This is a genomic window from Nonomuraea sp. NPDC050643 (assembly GCF_040654715.1).
GTDB lineage: Bacteria > Actinomycetota > Actinomycetes > Streptosporangiales > Streptosporangiaceae > Nonomuraea.
The window spans coordinates 16,299-34,671 of sequence record NZ_JBFAIM010000097.1 but is presented as its reverse complement, the minus strand read 5'-3'; the positions used below and the strand labels follow the sequence as shown (position 1 = coordinate 34,671).

The following is an 18,373-nucleotide window of genomic DNA, read 5'->3' as shown; positions in this document are numbered from 1 at the left end:
TCCTATTCGAAGCGTGCGTTGTCGGGCGCGGTCATGCGCTTGAGCAGGGGCAGGCCGGCGAGGATCACCAGCAGGGAGACGGCCAGCCCGGCGCCGACCGTCAGGAAGTAGCCGGGGCCGGGCAGCGCGACCGGCGCGCTCTTGATGTCGAGCTGGTCGATCATCGGCGCGGCCACGCCGAAGCCGGCGGCGGCCGCGAGCAGCGCGGCCAGGAGCAGGGGGACCGCCGTCTCCAGCAGCACCACCCTGGACAGCACGCGCGTGGGCGTGCCGCACAGGCGCAGCAGCGTGAACGGCTGCCTGCGCTCCAGCAGGCCGCCGGCGACCGCGACCAGCAGGCCGCAGCCGGCCACGGCGAGGGTCAGCGCGACGATGGCGAGCGCGACGCGCTCCATCTGGTCCAGCAGGACCGCCCGGACCTCGGCGACCTCCGCGAACGTGAGCGGCGTGTCGGTGCTCCCCGCCCCGGCCAGGTACGACGCCAGCAGCGTGCGGACCTCCTCCCGCACCGCCGGGTCGTGCGCGCGGACCAGCACGCCCGCCAGCTTCAGCCCCGCGACCCCGCCGCTGACGGCCGGGCTGTCCGGGGTGACCATCGGCAGGTCGCGGCCGATGGTCAGCATGTTGTCGCCCGTCAGCAGCCGGGCGAAGTTCACGGCCACGGCTTCGGAGCCGGGGGCGCAGTGCCCGAGCGCCGGCAGCAGGGCCAGGGCCTGGCAGCCGACGACGTGGCGGCTCAGGAAGTCGGCTTCGCAGGGGCTGTCCGGCGGGCACGGCGGCGGGCCCTCGAGCTTGGGCATGCCGGCCCTGGCGTACACCGGGAGCACGGTGACGCCGGGCTTGGCGCGCAGCCCGGACAGGAGCCCGTCGCCGATGCGCGGCGGCATGGCCGCGATGACCGGGCTGCCGTTGAAGCCGAACGAGACGCGCATGACCTCGCTGAGCGTGCCGCCGCCCGCCGCCTGCTGGCCGGAGACGACCGCCGGGACGATGCCGGCGACCGCCGTGCCGAGGAAGACCGCCAGCACGATGCCGTTCACCGAGCGGAAGGCGGCCTTCGGGTCGGCCGCGAGCCGCTGCGCGGCCAGCAGGGTCGCCGCGCCCCTGGTGACGCGGGCGGCCAGGCGGGCGGCGAGCATCGTCAGCCAGGGCCCGCCGACGACGAGGCCGATCATGATCAGGGCCAGCCCGGCGTACAGGAGGACGGGGTCGGGCTCGCGGTCCTCCCCGGCGAACACGGGGCCCGCGAACAGGGCCAGCCCGGCCAGGAGCGGGAGGGCGCGCCACCAGCCCGGTGCGGAGGCGCCTACCTTGCGGGCGGCGCCGAGCGGGGTGATGCGTACGCGGCGCAGCGACCACAGGGCGGCGCCGGCGGCGGCGATGGGCACGCCCACGAGGACGGCGGCGTACTGGAGGGCGGTGGGGGCGACCACGTCGGGGAAGAAGCGGGAGCCGGTGATGGTCACGCCGGCGAGGGCCGGTCGTATCGCCTGGAAGATCGCGACTCCGGCGAGCGCGCCCAGGAGCGCGCCGAGCGCGGCGTCCACCGACGCGATGGCGTTGATCTGCCGTGCGGTGGCGCCGGCCAGCCTGATCGCGGCGAAGCGGGCCTCGCGGCGGGCGGCGGCCAGCCGGGTGGCGGTGCCGACGAGCACGAGCAGCGGGAAGATCAGGCCGATGGCGGCCAGGCCGAAGCCGTGCCGGTAGAGCGCCGTGGTGTCGTCGGCGTACGGCCTGGTGGCGACGGTGTCGACGGCCACGGTGCCGGCCATGGCGGCCAGCCGCTCCGGCGTCTGCCCGACGATGACGACCAGCTCGCCGGGACCGGCCAGCGCCGCCCGCCCGATCAGCCCGGCCCGGGTGCCGGGGAAGCGGTCGCCGAGCTGCTCGCGCGGCACGGAGTCCAGCAGTTCGGCCAGCGCGGGCGAGACGTGGTACCGCCCCGCCCCAGGCATGCCGGCCGCACCGGGCAACCCGACCACGTTCCGCCCAGAGGCGCCCGCATCCTGGGCGAGGGTGGCCACGTCGAGGCGTTTGATCGGCCGGCCCGCGTAGAAATCCTGGCGGTAGTTCCACAGCACGGCGCCCGGGGTGGCGCCCAGGGCCCAGCCGCCGGGCGCGGAGCCGGTCGTGCACTCCCAGCACGGCCGGTCGGTGGTGGACTGGAAGGCGTTGAACAGCGACACCGTGGCCAGCAGCACCACGACCCCGGTCGCGACCGCGGCGGTGACCAGCGCCAGCCGGACGAGCGCCTCCCTGCCTCCGCGCAACGTCAGCCGCACCCCCAGCCAGACCGTCATCGGACGACCTCACTGGCGTAGGGGTCGGTGACCCTGCCGTCGCGCACGATGACCTCGCGGTCGGCGCAGGCGGCCACGCGGGCGTCGTGGGTGACCACGATCACGGTCGTGCCCTCCTGCCGGGCCAGGCCGACGAGCAACTCCATGACCTTCTCGCCGGTGAGCGAGTCGAGCGCGCCGGTCGGCTCGTCGGCGAAGAGCACCTTGGGCCCGGTCACCAGCGCCCTGGCGATCGCCACCCGCTGTGCCTGCCCGCCGGACAACTCCCCGGTACGCCGCTCGCCCAGCTCCCCGAGCTCCAGCCGCTCCAGCCACCCGGACGCCCGCCGGTAGGCCTGTCTGCGCCTGACCCGCCCGAGCAGCAGCGGCAGCGCCACGTTGTCGGCCACGGTCAGCTCCGGCACGAGCTGACCGAACTGGAAGACGAACCCGAAGGCGGTGCGCCGCAGCTCCGACCGCCTGGCGTCGCTCAGCGTGTCCAGCCGCCGGCCGTCGAACCACACCTCGCCCGCGTCGGGGGTGAAGATGCCGGCCAGGCAGTGCAGCAGCGTGCTCTTCCCGGACCCGCTCGGCCCCATGATCGCCAGGGTCTCACCCGCCGCCACGGACGCGCTGGCCTCGCGCAGGGCGGGCGTGCGGCCGTACGAGCGGGTGATCGCGCGGGCTTCGAGCAGCGGGCGGGACAGGGGGACGCCGTCGATGGTCATGCGCCGCGCACCGTCTGCGCCAGCGCGGACAGCCGGGCCGAGGTCACGTCGATCCAGCGCAGGTCCGCCTCCAGATGGAACAGGCCGTGGTCGGCGAGCAGCGCGTCCACCAGGGCGCCGCCGCGCTTGATGTCGGACAGCTCGCGCATGCGCCGCATGTGCGTGGCGCGCTGGGCGTCGAGGTAGCCGGCCGCGTCGTGGCCCAGCATGAGCGCCAGCACGACCTTGGTGAACAGCACCGTCTGCAGGTACGGCTCCGCCGCCACCGGCTCGGCCAGCCATCCCTCGACCTCCTGCCTGCCGGTGGAGGTGATGGCGTAGCGCTTGCGGTCGGGGCCGTCGCCGGGCTCGCTCTGCCCGGCGGTGACCTTGCCGTCCCTGGCCAGGCGGCCGAGCGTCGAGTACACCTGCCCGAACGGCAGCGGTTTGCCTCTGCCGAAGTAGGTGTCGTAGTCGCGTTTCAGGTCGTATCCGTAGCTGGGCTCGCGATCGAGCAGGCCCAGCAGGGCCAGGGGAACACTCATGGCGGCACTATATACCCGGGGTATATTCGCGGCGTATAAGAATGACGAGAAGGCCCGTACGCCGTGACCCACGCCGCAGGACGGTGGAGGGGGCCGGCGGTCAGGGGGTGATGCGGGTGCCGATGTCCTTGCCCTGGCAGATGGCGCTCATCGCGCCCACCGCGGCCACGTCGAAGACGTGCACGCCGTCCACACCCCGCTTGGCCACCAGCAGCGCGTCCGCCTCCAGCTCCAGCGCCCGCTGGACCGCCGGGTAGTCGGTGGTGACGTACGGCTGCCCGATGCCGCCCGCCAGCAGCACCATCAGGCCCCGCCGCAGATGGCTGTCGGCCCGCAGGCGGATGAACGGCTCGGCCACGCTCTGGATCGGCACCGCGGTCATCACCCGCACGTCCGACTCGCAGCGGGCCGTCAGCCACGCCGCGCAGCATGAGCGCGTTCATGACGGTGCCGAGCATCCCGATGTTGTCGGCCTCGGCCCGGCCGATCCCCCATCGGCCGACCATCCCCGTCGCCTCCAGCGGGCCGCTCGGACGGCGACCCGGCTCAGCCTAGTGCAGCCCTCAGCCGGTGAGCAGGCCCCGGGTCTCCAGGCCGGCGATGACGGAGGGCGGCAGGGCCGGACACCCATCCACCCGCACCTCCTTGAGGGACGGCTGGTCGATGAGCGTCCCGAGGTCGGTCAGGGCGGCGCAGCGGTAGAGCCTCAGGGTGCGCAGACCGGGCAGGTCGCCGGGGTCGCCGAGGGTGCGCAGGTCGTCGGCGAACGCCACGTGCAGCTCTTCGAGCCGCCACAGCCCGGCGAACGGGGCCAGGTCGGCGAGCTGGCCGAGGCCCTGCAGGGTGAGCTCGCGCAGCGCGGGCATGCGGGCCAGGGCGGAGAAGTCGCGCAGGTCCTCGGCGTAGGTCAGGCTGAGGTCGGCGATCGAGGGGTGGTCTTCCAGCCCGTCCAGCGAGGTCAGCCCCTGCCACTGGTCGATGTCGAGGGTGGTGAGGGCGGGCAGGCGCGACAGGGGGCGCAGGTCGGGGATGCGGGCGCTCGGCAGGCCGAGGTTGGTCAGCCGGGGGTGGTGGCCGAGGCCGTCGAGGCTGGTGAGTTTCGTGCAGCCGGCGAGCCACAACCGGCGCAGGCCGGGCATGGCGTCGATGCCGTCGAGGCTGGTCAGGCGGGCGCAGTGCATGCTCAGCTCGCCGACGGAGCCCAGGTCGCGCAGCCCGGCGATGGAGCGGATCTTGGTGCCGGAGAGGTCGAGCTCGGTCAGGCGGCGCAACCCGGACAAGCCCCCTACGTCGTCGATCGCCCGGCAGTGGTCGAGGTTGAGGTATTCCAGGTGCGGGTAGGCGTCGCCGACGCCTTCGACGCTGGTCACGCCGCTGCTGCGCAGGTCGAGATGGCGCAGGGTGCGCAGGGTGCGCAGCGGGGTGATGTCGGTGAGGGCGCGGCAACTCCGGAGGACGAGCGTCTTCAGGACGGGGAGCGCCGACAGCGGGGTGAGGTCGGTGACGGCCGCGCAGCCGTCCAGCTCGAGCCGGAACAGCCCGGTCAGCGCGGCGAGGTCGGACAGGTCCGTCAGGTTCTTGCAGTGGTCGAGGCGCAGCGTGCGCAGCATGGTCAGGTGCCGCACCCCGGTGATCGTGTCGCGGCGGCGCAACTCCAGTTTGGTACGCCCCTCGCGGGCGAAGGCGGGCGCCAGGAGGAACTCGGCGAAACCGTCGGGGTCGGGGGCCTCCGGCCAGAGCCTGAGCAGCTTGTCGGTGGCCGGCTCGGCGATCTCGGCGAACTCCGCGGCCAGTTCGAGGGCCTCTTCCCGGCCGTCGAGGGCGAGCTCGCGGGCCGCCTTCCAGGCGCGGGCGGGCGAGACCGAGCCTAGCTTGGCCCGGTGGGCCGACAGATCCGGCCGTGCTGGGGAGAAGGTCATGGCACGGCAGCGTAGGGGGTCGTACCGACAGAAGCGATCATGCGCCCGCCCGGAGGCGTGGCCAGGCTGCCGGTAAAGTGGTCAATTGGTGAGCACTTTACCGGGGACGATGGTCATATGACGACGATGACGATCCTCGCGGACGCCGCCGCCTGGCGGAGCTGGCTGTCCGAGCACCACGACCGCGCGAACGAGGCCTGGCTGGTGCTCGCCAAGAAGGGCACGACCGAGCCCACCACGCTCACGTACGAGCAGGCCCTGGAGGAGGCCCTGTGCCAGGGCTGGATCGACGGGCTGGCCAGGTCCAGGGACGAGGGGACGTACCTGCAGCGGTTCAGCCCGCGCCGGCCGCGTAGCGCGTGGTCGCGGCGGAACGTCGCCCGGGTCGAGCGGCTCACGCGGGCAGGCCGGATGCGGCCGGCCGGGCTCGCGCAGGTCGAGCGCGCCCAGGCCGACGGGCGCTGGGACGCGGCGTGGCGCCCGCCGGTCTCCGGTCCCCGTAGCCCCGGTCCTGGTGCCGGAGGGGAAACCCCCGTTCGGCCGGAACGGGGGTTGAACATTTCCGGCCGGGAAATGTCCGTATCCGGTTCCGTGATCACTCCGTAGGTCGCGGGGGCGTGATCGGCTGAACGGGGACGGCATTGGGGCGTAGTGAGCGACCACTGGATCCGGGCGACGGGCCCATCGCCCGCTTCGCCGGCGACCTGCGCAAATTACGGCAGGAGGCGGGGGGCCTGACCTACCGGGCCATGGCCAGGCGGGCGCACTACTCCCCCGCCACCCTCGCCCAGGCCGCCGCCGGGGACCGGCTGCCGTCGCTGCCCGTCGCCCTGGCCTACGCGCAGGCGTGCGGCGGACAGGCCGAGGAGTGGCGGCTGCGCTGGCAGGAGGCCAGCCGGGAGGCTCTTGAGCGGGCGGCCGAAGAAGACGACGGGGCGGCGCCCTACCTGGGGCTGGCCGGATTCGAGGACGGGGATCGCGACCGGTTCTTCGGCCGGGCGGCGCTGGTCGGGCGGTTGGCCGAGCTGGTCGGCGCGCATCGGCTGGTCCTGCTGGTCGGGCCGTCGGGCAGCGGCAAGTCGTCGGTGCTGCGGGCGGGGCTGGTGCCGTACCTGCGGCAGGCGGACCGGGCGCGCTCGGTGCGGGTGGTGACGCCGGGCGCGCAGCCGTGGCGTACGCACGCCGGGCTGAGCGGTGACCTGATCGTCGTGGATCAGTTCGAGGAGGTGTTCGCGCTGTGCGGCGACCCGGCGCGGCGCGGCGAGTTCATCGGCGGGTTGCTGGCGCTCGCGTCGGACGGAGGCGGGTCGCGGGTCGTGCTCGCCGTACGGGCCGACTTCTTCGGGCACTGCGCCGGGCACCGGGAACTGGCCGAGGCCGTACGGGACGCCACCGTGCTGATGAGCCCGATGAACGCCGCCGAACTGCGCGAGGCGATCATCAAGCCCGCCGCCGGCGCCGGGCTCGTCGTGGAGCGGGAGCTCACGGCCAGGATCGTCGCCGAGGTCGAGGGCGAGCCCGGCGGCCTGCCGCTGATGTCGCACGCCCTGCTGCAGACCTGGCGGCGGCGCCGGAGCCGGACCCTGACACTGGCCGCGTACGAGGCCGCGGGCGGCATCCGCTCCTCGATCGCCCGCACCTCGGAAGACCTCTACGCCGGCCTCACCCCGCGCCGGCGCGAACGCCTGCGTCACCTGCTGCTGCGCCTGGTCACCCCGGGCGAGGACGCGCAGGACACCCGCCGCCCGGTCGAGCGCGCGGAGCTGGCCACCGAGGACGCCGGGCCCCTGTTGGAGCGGCTGGCCGAGGCCCGGCTGGTCACCCTCGACGAGAGCCGGGTCGACCTGGCGCACGAGGCGCTGCTCACGGCCTGGCCGCGGCTGCGCGGCTGGATAGAGGAGGACCGCGAGCGGATGCGGCTGCAGCGCCGGCTCACCGAGGCGGCCACCGCCTGGCGGGACCACGACCGCGACCCCGGCGGCCTGTATCGCGGGGTGCGCCTGTCCATCGCGTGGGAGCGGTTCGCGGAGTCGGACGAGCTGACGCCGCTGGAGCGCGAGTTCCTCACCGCCGCGGTCGCCGCCAGGGACGGGGAGCGGCGCTCGCGCCGACGTCGTACGACGGCGATCTCGGTCCTGCTGACGCTCACGCTGGTCGCGGGCCTGCTGGCCTGGCAGGAGAACCAGAACGGCCGGGACAGGCAGCGCGAGGCCGAGGCCCGCCGCGTGGTCGGCGTGGCGGAGGGCCTGCGCGACACCGACCCGGTCACGGCGATGCGGCTCAGCCTGGCCGCCTGGCGCCTGGCCGACCTGCCGGAGACCCGCTCGGCGCTGCTGGCCGCGAGCGCGCAACGACAGCAGGACGTCTTCATCGACCCCGACGGCGCCGCCGACACCATGCGCCATCTGAGCATGGACGGCCGCACCCTGCTCAGCGTCGGCGCCGCCCAGGTCACCGCCTGGGACCTGGACACCCATCGCAAGACGGCCTCCCTGCCGGGCCTGGGCGCCCAGCTCGAAAAGGCCGGCGCGCGCAGCGGCGACGCGTGGAAGCTGCCCCTGCGCTCGGACGGCCTGACGGTGACGCTGTGGGACCTGACCTCCGGCACCCGGGACGCGAGACCACTGGGCCCGGCCAAGCACGGCTACGAGACGGGGACGAGCGGGCGCAGCGTCATCGGCTACGACGGCGACGGCTCCCGCTACCGGATCCGGGTGTGGGACACCGACCGGCGGCGCGAGCTCCTGACCGTGAGCGCTCCCCACCCGATCCTGCCCGGCCGCGGCCACGTGGCATGGGAATCCGGGCCGACATACGTGCGCGCCGAGGCCGACAGGCGCGACTTCGACGACCCGGCCTTCCCCGACGTCACGCTCAGCCCCGACGACCGGCTCCTCGCGCTGTGCGTGCCGGGCGAGCGGCTACAGCTCTGGGACGTGGCCGGGAAGCGCCGGCTGGCCACGCCCTGGGCGCCGCGCCTGGACCGGCGGCAGTGTCAGTACGAGCAGGTCCGCTTCACCCCCGACGGCCGGCGCCTGGCGGTCATCACCCGCGAGAAGGTACGCCTGTGGGACCTCGCCTCCGGGAAGGAGGTGGCCTCGATCGTCCATCGCAACGTCAAGGACATCGGCTTCAGCGCGGACGGCGCGTTCCTGGTCGCCTCCGACGGCGTCGACCTCCTGCTGTGGCGGATCTCGGCCCCCGGCTTCCCCGTCTTCCGTCATGCCCTGCTGGGCGAGCAGGTCGGCGACCTGCGGATCGACCTGGAGGCGAACCGGGTCCGCTTCCTGGCCGGTCCTCCCTGGGCGTGGCCGGCCACCGTCCGCACGCTCGACCTGGGCAGGGCCCTGACGTCCGGATGGCGGGAGGAGGCGGCGGACTCGGCCGTGTTCGGGCCGGGGGGCTCCGCGATGGCGTCGGCGTACGTGCGGGACAGATCCCACGTACAGGTCCGGCTGCACCGGACGGAACCCGGGAAGGCCGCCGCGGACCTGCCGCCGATCCCCTGCCCCGAACCGCCGGACATGCCGAGCTGCGCGCCGCTCCTGGCCTTCAGCTCCGACGGGCGGACACTCGCGTTCGGCGGCTCCGCACAGGAGCAGGCCGACGAGCCGACCCACGTGTCGCTGTGGGACGTGGCTCGCGGGCACACGACCGGCACGCTCACGCTCGAGGAGCTCAGACGGGTGGGGGCGATCGCCTTCGGCCCCGGCGACATGTCGCTGCTGATCGCCAAGGGGCCGCAGGTCGGTTCGACGGTGGTCTGGGACCTGCGCCGCGGAGCCGTCACCGAGACGCTGGACGGCGTCACCGCGAACGAGGTCAGGCTCCATCCCGACCAGCGGCTCATGGTGACCTCCTCGGGCGACGTCGTGGATCTTCCGTCGGGCGCGACCGCTCCCGGCGGGCCCGGCCCCCTCTCCGCGCTGGCCTTCGCCTTCGGCGGCGGCTACCTGGCCGCCGGCGACGACACCGGCAGGACCGCGCTGTGGGACGGGCGGGTGCGGCGGCGGCTCGGCGTGCTGGGCGCGGCCGGCTCGGACTCGCGCACGGCGGTCATGGCGCTGGCGTTCTCCCCCGATGACGACGTGCTGGCGGTCGGCTCCGCGGACGGCACGCTGCAACTGTGGGACGTCGCCTCCCGCCGCCCGATCGGCTCGCCCCTCCCCACGCCGGGCGACGCCGTCCTCGCGCTCGCCTTCAGCCCCGACGGCCGGACCCTGTACGCCGCCGGCCAGCACGTCCCCCTCCAGCGGTACGACCTCACCCCCGCCACCACCGCGGCCGCCCTGTGCCGCCGCGCCGGAGGCGGCCTGTCGCCCGAGGAGTGGCGGACCGCCCTCCCGCACGACCCCTTCCGGCCCACCTGCTGAACCCGGCTTTGTCCACGGTGACGCGACAGGGCTGCCGGACAATCCCTCGCCCACCGAGGCTGGGATCGGCAGCCGGAAGGCCGGCCACCCCTAAGCACGGCCGCGCGCCAGGAACAGGGGTGGCACTCATCGGACGGTTGTTTGACGATGAGGGGCCGAATCAACCACACGAAAGGGTCAATGCCATGCGTTTACGTACTTGGCTGGCGCTGGGCGCCGCCGTCACCGCGGGCCTGCTGGGGGCGCAGCCGGTCGTGTCGGCCCAGGCGGCGGCGATGGTGAAGTACTACGCCGACTCCGGGGACTCGTGCCGCCGGGGGTTCACGGAGGGAACGCTGAACTGGGTGGAAGGCCCCGTGATCAGGCCGGTCGTCCAGGTCAAGGGTGAACTGTCCGACGAGAGCGGCATCACCGTCTGCTCTCCGGACCAGATGCACTCCCAGGCGGCCTTCGTCGCCTACAACGGCAAGACGGTCGTCGACCGGGGGATCGTCAAGGCCGACAACGGCGTGGTGCCGGTGGCGGTGGCACTGTCCGACCCGAACGGGGTGAGCGCGATCGACCGCGTGGTCGTCCAGGTGTGCCGCTTCAGCAACTCGCCGGTCGGGATCAGCTACTGCGGCAAGGCCGTCGAGTATCCGAGGCCCTGACGGGTTGACGCGGCGGGGGCGGTGCGGGGGCCGTCCCCGCCGCCGCTCGGTCAGGCGGCCACGAGGCGGTGGATCTCGCGGGGCCGCGCCTCGCGCTCGTCGTAGTCCAGGTCCAGCCCGGCCGCCAGCACGGTGGCGAACGACGCGGTGAACGCCTCCTCGGACTCCCAGTGCACGATCGAGACGACCGCCTCGCCGGACACCCAGCAGCCGGCCGACAGGCAGCCCGGCGTCCGGCGGAACTCCTCGGCCACGCGGTGCACACGTGAGACGAACTCCTCCTGGTACGCGGCGTGCGGATAGTGAAAGGCGACCATGCCCACGTTCATGCTGCTCTCTCCTTCACGTGTCGGCCCGGCCCGGATTGCGGACCGGCGAGGCCGAATATAACCTACATACATGTATGTAGGTGAAATGGGATGACGGTTCGCCGCAAGCAGGCGGATCGGCGCGCCCATACCAGGAACGCTCTGCTGGAGGCCGCGGCGCGCGGCCTGTCCACGTACGGATACGCGACGCTGTCGCTGGAACGCGTGGCCGGCGAGGCCGGCTACACCCGCGGCGCGCTCTACCACCTGTTCGCCAACAAGGAGGATCTGGCGCTGGCGGTGGTGCGGTGGGTCGAGGAGACGTGGCGGGCCGAGGTGGGCCGGCTGGTCGCCGAGCAGGCCGACCCCGTCGAGGCCCTGATGGCGATGGCACGGGGGCACGCCGTCTACTGCCGCCGAGACATCGCCCGGGTCCTGATGACGCTGCGCGTCGAGTTCGCCGGGCAGGACCATCCGGTCGGCCAGGCGATCACGGAGATCCTGGGCCGGCTCGTGGCCGACTGCACCGAACTGGTCGCCGCCGCCGGTGCCCGCGGGACGATACCCGCGGGCCCGCCGCCCGTGGAGATCGCGCGGGCCTACCTGGTCGTGATGGAGGCGGTCGCGATCCAGTTCGCGGGTCAGGCGCCCTACGACGTCGAGCTCACCGAAAGGGCGGTCCGGGGCGTGCTCGGCCTGCCGCCCGTTCCCTCCCCCGGCACGGAGGCCCGTTCATGAGGCTGCCGAAGACCGCGCACACCTCGCGCCCCTGGCTGATCCACGAGATCGCCGGCGACTTCCAGGTCGAGGACGTATGGGCGCTGGCCACGCCGGGCGGCCCCGGCGACCTGCCCCGGCTGGTGTCGCAGTTCGTGTCGGGCGACTTCCCTCGGGGCGCGCCGCTCATCGTGCGCGTGCTCTGGGCGACCCGGTGGAGGCTCGGCGCGCTGTTCGGCTGGGACCGTCCGGGCGCCGGTCTCGGCTCCCGGGTGACGTCGCTGAGGCAGCGGCTGCCCGAGTCCGTACCCCCCGGCCCCGGGCCGGCGAACCTGCCGTTCACGCCCCTCTACCTGCTCGCGGACGAATGGGCGGCCGAGCTGGCGAACGGCACCGTGCACACGGTCATGCACGTCGGCTGGGTCCCTGACGGGGCCGGCGGCCACCGCGGGCAGATGGCGGTCCTGGTCAGGCCGAACGGGTGGTTCGGCGCCGCCTACATGGCCGCGATCAAGCCGTTCCGGTACGCGTTCGTGTATCCGGCGCTGCTGAAACGGATCGAGCGCCAGTGGCACGCGGGCACCGGCGGCGCCCCACCCCTGCACACCTAGAACGCGAGACCACGACAGTGACGTGACAACCGCTGCTCTTCTACTGAAGCGGCGGCTGTGGCCTGGCAGCCGCCGCTTCTCTCCCGCTACGCGCGCCGGCCGCTGCCGACCAGGGCCGTCATTCCCGCCGCCGGCTGCATGCCGCCCCCTGCGGAGGCGGCGCGATCACGCAGCAGCTCCGCCACGGTGGTGGCGCGCATCATGTACGGGTGCAGCAGCTCGGCCCGCTGGCGCGGGATTCCCCCGGCCAGGGCGGCATCGGTGAGCGCCCGCCGCAGCCACTGCACGTCCACGGGATGCCCGTCGCCGCGGCTGATCAGCAGCTCCCCCGCCGTACGCCCCTCCGACAGGGCCCGCAACAGGGGACGGGCCAGCGGCGGCACCGGGAACGCCACGATGTCGCCCCGGCTGTCGTGCACGGTGATCAGGACGGGCCCGTCCGCATCGTCGGCGCGCAGGTCCTGGGGGGTGAGGCTGGCCAGCGCGTCCACGGGGGCGCCGGTGGCCTCCAGCAGGGCGACGGCGGTCGCCGCCGCGTATTGTCCGTCGGCGGCGAGCCGGGCGATGCCCCGGCGCAGCAACCGCCGGTCCTGCCGGGTGAGCAGCCGGCCGTCGCGGGCGTCGACCGGCTGGTGTCCGATGGCGTGGTCGTGCTGGACCAGGCCGTGACGCCAGGCGAACTGGTAGAACGAGGACAGCACCGCGCGCTTCCTCGTCACGGTGGTGGTCGACAGGGGCTTGCCCGGCCGGCGGACGCCGATCGTGAGCGTTCCCGAGAGGGCGGCGTTGCAGTAGGCGTCCAGGTGGGCGCCGGTGACGCCGAGCGGCTCGACGGCCGGCTCGGCGCTGTCCAGCCAGCGCAGGAACGCGGCCAGCACCTGGAGCCTGACCTGGCGCGTCGCGGCGGCCGGGCCGTCCTGGAGCCAGGAGGTCACGGCGTGGCGGCTCTGCGGGGTGAGGCCGTCCACCAGATCGACGTCCACGCCCCGGACCTCGCCGCCGTCGCCCGGCCGGCGACGTGGCCGCAACCCGGCGATCTCCCCGACACTCGTCATCTCGGGACCGGCCGGCGACTGCGCCACCTCATCACCACGCCCACCACCCGCCCCGGACCCGCCATCCGTACCAGGCCCGGCCGGGGTGCCGTGCGGGGACACGGTCCCTTGCTCGGGCGTGGTCCCTTGTCGCGGCGCCTGCCCGTCTCCCTCGGTCGCCTCGTGCACGTCCGCCGGCCGGGCCGGTGTCGCCTCCGCCGTGTCAGGCCGGGCCGGTGTCGCCCGCGCCGTGCCGGGTCCGTCTGGTGTGCGGTTCGTCGTCTCGGGCTCGTCGGGCTTCGGGCGCCGGCCGGCGGCTCCCTTCGCGGTGGAACCCGTGCCGGGTGCCTGGTCGGCTGGGCGGCCGGTGCCCCGGTCGCCGGCGGCGATTAAGAAACCGGCCTGCGGGGTCGCCCCGGCGGCCGGAGCCGATCTGCGGGTGGAGACGCGGCTGGGCAGCTCGCTGGGACCCGACCCGTCGCGGGAGACGGGCCCGTCTCCGGACACGGACCTGAACCCGGCTCCCGGCGCCGGCGCGGGGGCGGAGCCTGGAACGGTGACGTCAGGCGAGGTGGTGGGGGTGATGCCGGGGGGCTGGGGCGTGATCAGCACTCGACCGTACCCGTTCTCCGCGCGGCGCCCGGCCGGATCCCGGCGGATGGGCGGGCGGGGCGGTATGGGTGGTAGGGGCCACTGCCTGCGAGGCGGGCCGGTCCGCCGAGGTCGCGGTCACCGGGCCGCTCCGTGGGGCCGAGCGGCCGGGCATCGGCACGGGTGGACCGTCCCGGTCGCGCCATGAGCGTCACGGAGGTGTCGGGAGACGCCGCGCGGGCGTGCGAGCCCCGGCGGTCTGAGCCAGGCAGTGCAGTCATGAACTCGATCTTCTCACGAGGGGAACGGGACGGGGGGATGCACGTGGATCACAGACCCATGTGAATGGGCGCGTCGGGGACGCCCTCGGTCAGGAGTGAGCCCAGACAGCCGGCGAGGGCTCGGGGCGAGAAGAGCTCGCCCGGTGACCCCGCGGCGATCCCGGCGAATGTCCACCATCGGATGTCCGTGATGTGCTCGGCCGCCAATTGCTCGTCACTCCAGTCGCCACGTGGCTCGAAGGTACGCGTTCTGATCAGATAGTAGTCGTTGATCACCCCGTCGTAGCCGGGCGCGTAGCCGGATCCGGCGACGCTCTGGTGCCAGACGTGCGGCGGGGCCGGGCCGCCGTCGAGGCGCAGGCCGATCTCTTCGGACAGTTCGCGGCGCAGCGCCGCCGCCCGCGATTCGCCGGGTTCGATCCCGCCGCCCGGCATGGCCCACACCACCGGCCCGTCGACCCGGGTCAGGTCGTGGCGACAGAGCAGGATGCGATCGCCGGGGTCGAGGACGATGGCCCGGACCGAGCTTCGCATCATCGGGAATCCGGCCCCTCGGACGGGTGCGGGCTGATCAGAGCGTGCAGGTGCACGTCGTGCCAGCCGTCCGTGTGCAGGTAGGCGCTGCGCCGGACACCCTCCAGGTCGAAGCCGGTCTTCTGGGCGACCCGGCAGGAGGCCGCGTTCGCGACGGAGTGGTGGAGGATGAGCCGGTGCAGGCCGGCGCCGAAGGCCCAGGTGCTCAGCGTACGGACTCCGGCCGGGGCGGCGCCCCTTCCCCGGGCCGCGGCCCGCATCCAGTACGCCACCTCCGCCTCCCCCTGCGCCAGGTCGAACGCGCGCAGCCCGACCCGGCCCAGCACCTCTCCCCCGCCGGTGACGACGGCCCAGTTGGCGCTGGACTCGCTCTGCCAGCCGCGCGTGTATCCGTCGATGAGCCCCTCGGCCTCGGCGACGGACTCGACGCTGCGGCCGTGCCAGTGCCGGGTGGCCGGGTCGCCGAAGGCGTCGACGATCATGGGGGCGTCGGCGACGGTCCAGGGCCGCAGCAGCAGGCCGTGTTCCGAGGCGAGCACGGGCTGCGGGCCCGCGCTGAGGGTGCCAGGAGCGACCACCCAGGGCAGGATTTCGGGCATCAACGTCCTTCGAGCAGTGGCCGGCCGGGATCCCACGTCGTGCCGTCGCGTGCGTCCTGGCGGCGACGGGCGATGGCTGACAGGGCTTCGAGCACCACGCGGTTGGCGAGCGCGGCGGTGATGTCCGCGTGATCGTAGGGAGGGCTGACCTCGACCACGTCGACGCCCACGACCGGCAGTTCCAGGCAGACCCGGCGCACGGCGTCGAGCAGTTGCCTGGCGCTCAGCCCGCCGGGCTCGGGTGTGCCGGTGCCGGGGGCGTGGCCGGGGTCGCACACGTCGATGTCGACCGACAGGAACACGCCGTCGCAGTCGTCGGTGGCGATGGCGAACGCCTCGGTGAGGCAGGCGTCGAGGCCGCGTACGCCGATCTCGGTCATCTCGTAGGAGCGCATGCGCTGCTCGGCCATCCAGGCCAGGGTCTCCGGGCCGGGCCAGTAGCCGCGCAGGCCGATCTGCAGGAACCGGTCGCCGCGCAGCGCCCCGGACTCGATGAGGCGGCGCATCGGCTGCCCGTGCCCCCACAGCGAGCCGAAGTCGATGTCTCCGGTGTCGGCGTGGGCGTCGAAGTGGACCATGGAGACGCGGCCCTGGCCCAGCACGTCGGCCACGCCGCGGGCGTCGGCGTAGGCGATCGCGTGGTCGCCGCCGAGGATCACCGGGATCGCGCCCGCCCGGACCACGGTGGCGACGGCGGCCCGCAGGTCGGCCAGGGACTTGACCACGTCGCCCGAGAACATCTCGACGTCGCCGGCGTCGCGGACGGTCAGGTCCTTCAGGCCGTCGGTGCGCAGGGCGAGGCTGGGCCGCGAGCCGTTGTGGCCGATGTAGTCGGTCGAGCGGATGGCCTGCGGCCCGAAGCGGGTGCCGGGGCGGGCGGAGGTGCCGCCGTCGAAGGGGGCGCCGACGATGATCACGTCGGCGCCGGCGTAGGAGGCGGGGTCCGTGAGGTCGCACCGGGGGATGCCGAGGAAGGTGAAGTCGGGGCCGTACTGTGCTCCGTAACGCGCCATTCGTCCAGAGTATCGATCATGTCCAGCGGGATTTCCCGATCAGCCGCGGGGGGCGTACATGATGACCGCGACGCCCGCCAGGCAGATGAGGGCGCCGATGACGTCCCAGCGGTCGGGGCGGAAGCCGTCGGCGACCATGCCCCACAGCAGCGAGCCGGCGACGAAGACCCCGCCGTACGCGGCCAGGACGCGGCCGAAGTGGGCCTCGGGCTGGAAAGTGGCGACGAATCCGTACGCGGCCAGGGCCAGCACGCCGGCGCCGATCCACAGCAGGCCGCGCTCCTCGCGCCAGCCCTGCCAGACCAGCCACGCGCCGCCGATCTCGGCGAGGGCGGCCAGCAGGAACAGGGCGACGGAGCGCAGCACGGTCATGCGATCACCCTAGGGCGCGGCCAGGCGGCGCAGCGGGCGGCATCAGTCGAGCGGCAGGGCGTGCCGCTCGGCGACGCGGCGGATCTCCTCCAGCGGGTAGGGGGTCTTCCTGCTCTCGGTCTGCAGAGCGTGGTAGTACGCGAACAGCACGGTCGCCAGCGGGCTGTATCTCGACAGCAGGGCCGCGACGCCGCCGGGCACGCCGGTGGGCGCCTCGCCCGCCGCCCATGCGGCCGCCAGGGCGCGGCATCGTTCCCAGTCGGCTTCGTAGAACGCCCTGGCCAGCCAGTTCACCAGGTAGGAGAGCGTGTAGGTGCGGTCGTAGGTGCGGTGGCGGCGGTAGAAGTCGCGCTCCTCCTGTGACAGGTCGAAGCGGGTGGAGACGGCCAGGCCGAAGTCGGCGATGTAGAGGCGGTGGCCGTCGGTGAGGATGTTGTCGAAGTGGGCGTCGAAGTGCAGCAGGCCGTTGGCGTTCATGAAGGACACGGCCTCGCGCAGGCCGTGGTCCACCTGGGCGACGGCCCGGTCGGCGGCGCCGGCGCGCACCTGCTCCTCCAGCCACTGGCGGGCGTTGTACGGGAAGTGCTCCAGGAACAGCACCAGGCTCGCCGGGGCCTCGGCCAGGGCCTCGAGGCGGCGGCGCACGCCGGGCGCGCCCTCCCAGAAGGTCACCGTCCGGTCGACGTCGGCCAGCTCCTCGTAGAGGGCGGCGGGTGCGGTGTTCGGCAGCACCCGCCAGTGGTGGAGCACGGGGAAGCCGGGAAAGCGGCCGGTCAGCACCCAGTCGGTGGTCATGGTGTGGGCGGCGAGCTCGCGCCAGGCGCCGAAGCCGGGCGAGCCGATGCCGTACTGGCAGAAGGGCGGCAGGCCGAACAGGTTGGCCGTCGAGTGCTCGGCGCGGAGCTCCGGCTCGGTGAGGGGCACGCGTTTGACGAAGACCGGGGCGCCGCCGACCTCCAGCCGCGCCGCCGCCCCGCCGATGCCGACGCCGAGGGGCACGGCGTCGCGCTCGAGCAGTTCGGCCAGCTCCGCGTCGCCGAGCCGGGCCAGCGCCGTGGAGACGTCACCGTGGGTGGTCAGCCGCCGCTCGTCCATCATCGTGATCACTGTAGCCGTCGATGAGGACGGCCACGCCGTCCAGGATGCGGGCCAGGCCGAAGGAGTAGTCGAACCGCCGCTCCTCCTCGGCGGTCTCCTCGGGGTAGCCGAACGCGCCCGCGTCGAGCGCGGTGCGCAGCGCGGGGAAGCGCCGCTCGTCGACCAGGTCGCCGAGCAGCGAGGTGTAGGCGGTGATCGACTCGTCGGAGGCGGCCTGGCCCAGCTCGGCGCTCATCCGGGCGGCGTTGAGCATGTAGCTGGCCACCAGCAGGATCACGCCGACCTTGTCGCTCTCGCTGAGGCCGGTGCCGCGCAGGGCGGCCAGCCCGCGGTCGGTCCATTCGAGCTGGCTGGGCGTGATCGGGGGGCCGGAGGTGGGCAGGTGCACGATCCAGGTGTGGGCGCGCAGCATCTCCCACTGGGCCCGGCACCAGCGCTCCAGACCGGCGCGCCAGTCGGGGCACGGCTCGCCGAGCTCGGGCGGGACGGGCGCGACCGCGTCCAGCATGAGCAGCAGCACCTCCTGCTTGCTCTTGACGTGCCGGTAGAGCGACATCGTGGTGTAGCCCAGCCGTTCGGCGACCCTGGCCATCGACACGGCCTCCAGGCCGCCGGCGTCGGCCAGCTCCACCGCCGCGCGCGCGATCGCCGGCAGGCTCAGACCCTGCCGCGGCTCCGGTGCCGCCTCCCCGTAGCGCGCCCAGAGGGCGCCGAGTCCTGGTGGCAGTGTGTCGCTCATGAG

The 18,373-nt window shown here is 73.9% G+C and carries 18 protein-coding genes; 5 read left to right on the top strand and 13 right to left on the bottom strand.

Features of this window, described 5'->3' with window-relative positions; translation table 11 throughout:
• Positions 1 to 2 precede the first annotated feature (2 nt).
• The 5 genes from AB0I15_RS61450 to AB0I15_RS61430 all read right to left on the bottom strand — a co-directional run bounded on the left by AB0I15_RS61450 (position 3) and on the right by AB0I15_RS61430 (position 5,450).
• The gene (locus tag AB0I15_RS61450; RefSeq protein WP_358118703.1) at positions 3 to 2,300 is read right to left on the bottom strand and encodes an FtsX-like permease family protein; all 2,298 of its coding nucleotides are present in this window, start codon (positions 2,298 to 2,300) and stop codon (positions 3 to 5) included.
• On the bottom strand, positions 2,297 to 3,007 hold the full coding sequence (locus tag AB0I15_RS61445; protein WP_358118701.1) for an ABC transporter ATP-binding protein: 711 nt from the start codon (positions 3,005 to 3,007) through the stop codon (positions 2,297 to 2,299). The genes AB0I15_RS61450 and AB0I15_RS61445 overlap by 4 nt, the downstream gene beginning before the upstream one ends.
• Entirely contained in the window at positions 3,004 to 3,531 is a 528-nt protein-coding gene (locus AB0I15_RS61440) for a PadR family transcriptional regulator (RefSeq protein ID WP_358118699.1), read from the bottom strand. Before AB0I15_RS61440 ends, AB0I15_RS61445 begins: the two co-directional genes overlap by 4 nt.
• A 100-nt stretch (positions 3,532 to 3,631) precedes the next feature.
• Entirely contained in the window at positions 3,632 to 3,913 is a 282-nt protein-coding gene (locus tag AB0I15_RS61435; protein ID WP_358118697.1) for a hypothetical protein, read from the bottom strand.
• A 181-nt stretch (positions 3,914 to 4,094) separates the two neighbouring features.
• Entirely contained in the window at positions 4,095 to 5,450 is a 1,356-nt protein-coding gene (locus AB0I15_RS61430; protein WP_358118696.1) for a leucine-rich repeat domain-containing protein, read from the bottom strand.
• A 117-nt stretch (positions 5,451 to 5,567) separates the two neighbouring features.
• Here AB0I15_RS61430 and AB0I15_RS61425 point away from each other — a divergent pair, with 117 nt between their 5' ends.
• The 3 genes from AB0I15_RS61425 to AB0I15_RS61415 all read left to right on the top strand — a co-directional run bounded on the left by AB0I15_RS61425 (position 5,568) and on the right by AB0I15_RS61415 (position 10,473).
• Positions 5,568 to 6,056, top strand: coding sequence for a hypothetical protein (locus AB0I15_RS61425; RefSeq protein WP_358118694.1), 489 nt, complete (start codon positions 5,568 to 5,570; stop codon positions 6,054 to 6,056).
• A gap of 35 nt (positions 6,057 to 6,091) precedes the next feature.
• Positions 6,092 to 9,823, top strand: coding sequence for a helix-turn-helix domain-containing protein (locus AB0I15_RS61420; protein WP_358118693.1), 3,732 nt, complete (start codon positions 6,092 to 6,094; stop codon positions 9,821 to 9,823).
• 185 nt (positions 9,824 to 10,008) lie between these two features.
• Positions 10,009 to 10,473, top strand: coding sequence for a hypothetical protein (locus tag AB0I15_RS61415; protein WP_358118691.1), 465 nt, complete (start codon positions 10,009 to 10,011; stop codon positions 10,471 to 10,473).
• A gap of 50 nt (positions 10,474 to 10,523) precedes the next feature.
• Here the strand turns inward: AB0I15_RS61415 and AB0I15_RS61410 are convergent, their stop codons facing one another.
• On the bottom strand, positions 10,524 to 10,802 hold the full coding sequence (locus tag AB0I15_RS61410; protein WP_358118690.1) for an antibiotic biosynthesis monooxygenase: 279 nt from the start codon (positions 10,800 to 10,802) through the stop codon (positions 10,524 to 10,526).
• Positions 10,803 to 10,892: 90 nt separating this feature from the next.
• Between AB0I15_RS61410 and AB0I15_RS61405 the strand changes: the two genes are divergently transcribed.
• Both AB0I15_RS61405 and AB0I15_RS61400 read left to right on the top strand, forming a co-directional pair.
• The gene (locus tag AB0I15_RS61405; protein WP_358118689.1) at positions 10,893 to 11,519 is read left to right on the top strand and encodes a TetR/AcrR family transcriptional regulator; all 627 of its coding nucleotides are present in this window, start codon (positions 10,893 to 10,895) and stop codon (positions 11,517 to 11,519) included.
• Positions 11,516 to 12,109 carry a DUF2867 domain-containing protein gene (locus AB0I15_RS61400; protein ID WP_358118688.1) on the top strand — a complete coding sequence of 198 codons (594 nt, stop codon included), beginning with the start codon at positions 11,516 to 11,518 and terminating at the stop codon, positions 12,107 to 12,109. Before AB0I15_RS61405 ends, AB0I15_RS61400 begins: the two co-directional genes overlap by 4 nt.
• A gap of 86 nt (positions 12,110 to 12,195) precedes the next feature.
• Here AB0I15_RS61400 and AB0I15_RS61395 read toward each other — a convergent pair whose 3' ends face one another.
• From AB0I15_RS61395 to AB0I15_RS61365, 7 genes are all read right to left on the bottom strand, one after another.
• Positions 12,196 to 13,191, bottom strand: coding sequence for a hypothetical protein (locus AB0I15_RS61395; protein ID WP_358118686.1), 996 nt, complete (start codon positions 13,189 to 13,191; stop codon positions 12,196 to 12,198).
• An 872-nt stretch (positions 13,192 to 14,063) separates the two neighbouring features.
• Entirely contained in the window at positions 14,064 to 14,552 is a 489-nt protein-coding gene (locus AB0I15_RS61390; RefSeq protein WP_358118684.1) for an NUDIX domain-containing protein, read from the bottom strand.
• Positions 14,549 to 15,148 carry a GNAT family N-acetyltransferase gene (locus AB0I15_RS61385; RefSeq protein WP_358118682.1) on the bottom strand — a complete coding sequence of 200 codons (600 nt, stop codon included), beginning with the start codon at positions 15,146 to 15,148 and terminating at the stop codon, positions 14,549 to 14,551. The genes AB0I15_RS61390 and AB0I15_RS61385 overlap by 4 nt, the downstream gene beginning before the upstream one ends.
• Positions 15,148 to 16,161 carry an agmatinase gene (speB, locus tag AB0I15_RS61380; RefSeq protein ID WP_358118681.1) on the bottom strand — a complete coding sequence of 338 codons (1,014 nt, stop codon included), beginning with the start codon at positions 16,159 to 16,161 and terminating at the stop codon, positions 15,148 to 15,150. The genes AB0I15_RS61385 and speB overlap by 1 nt, the downstream gene beginning before the upstream one ends.
• Positions 16,162 to 16,200: 39 nt before the next feature.
• Positions 16,201 to 16,533 carry a YnfA family protein gene (locus tag AB0I15_RS61375; protein ID WP_358118680.1) on the bottom strand — a complete coding sequence of 111 codons (333 nt, stop codon included), beginning with the start codon at positions 16,531 to 16,533 and terminating at the stop codon, positions 16,201 to 16,203.
• A 42-nt stretch (positions 16,534 to 16,575) separates the two neighbouring features.
• Positions 16,576 to 17,631, bottom strand: coding sequence for a protein kinase family protein (locus tag AB0I15_RS61370; protein WP_358118679.1), 1,056 nt, complete (start codon positions 17,629 to 17,631; stop codon positions 16,576 to 16,578).
• Positions 17,597 to 18,370 (bottom strand): TetR/AcrR family transcriptional regulator, encoded by a 774-nt coding sequence (locus AB0I15_RS61365; protein ID WP_358118677.1) that lies wholly within the window; start codon positions 18,368 to 18,370, stop codon positions 17,597 to 17,599. Before AB0I15_RS61365 ends, AB0I15_RS61370 begins: the two co-directional genes overlap by 35 nt.
• Between the last annotated feature and the right edge of the window lie 3 nt (positions 18,371 to 18,373).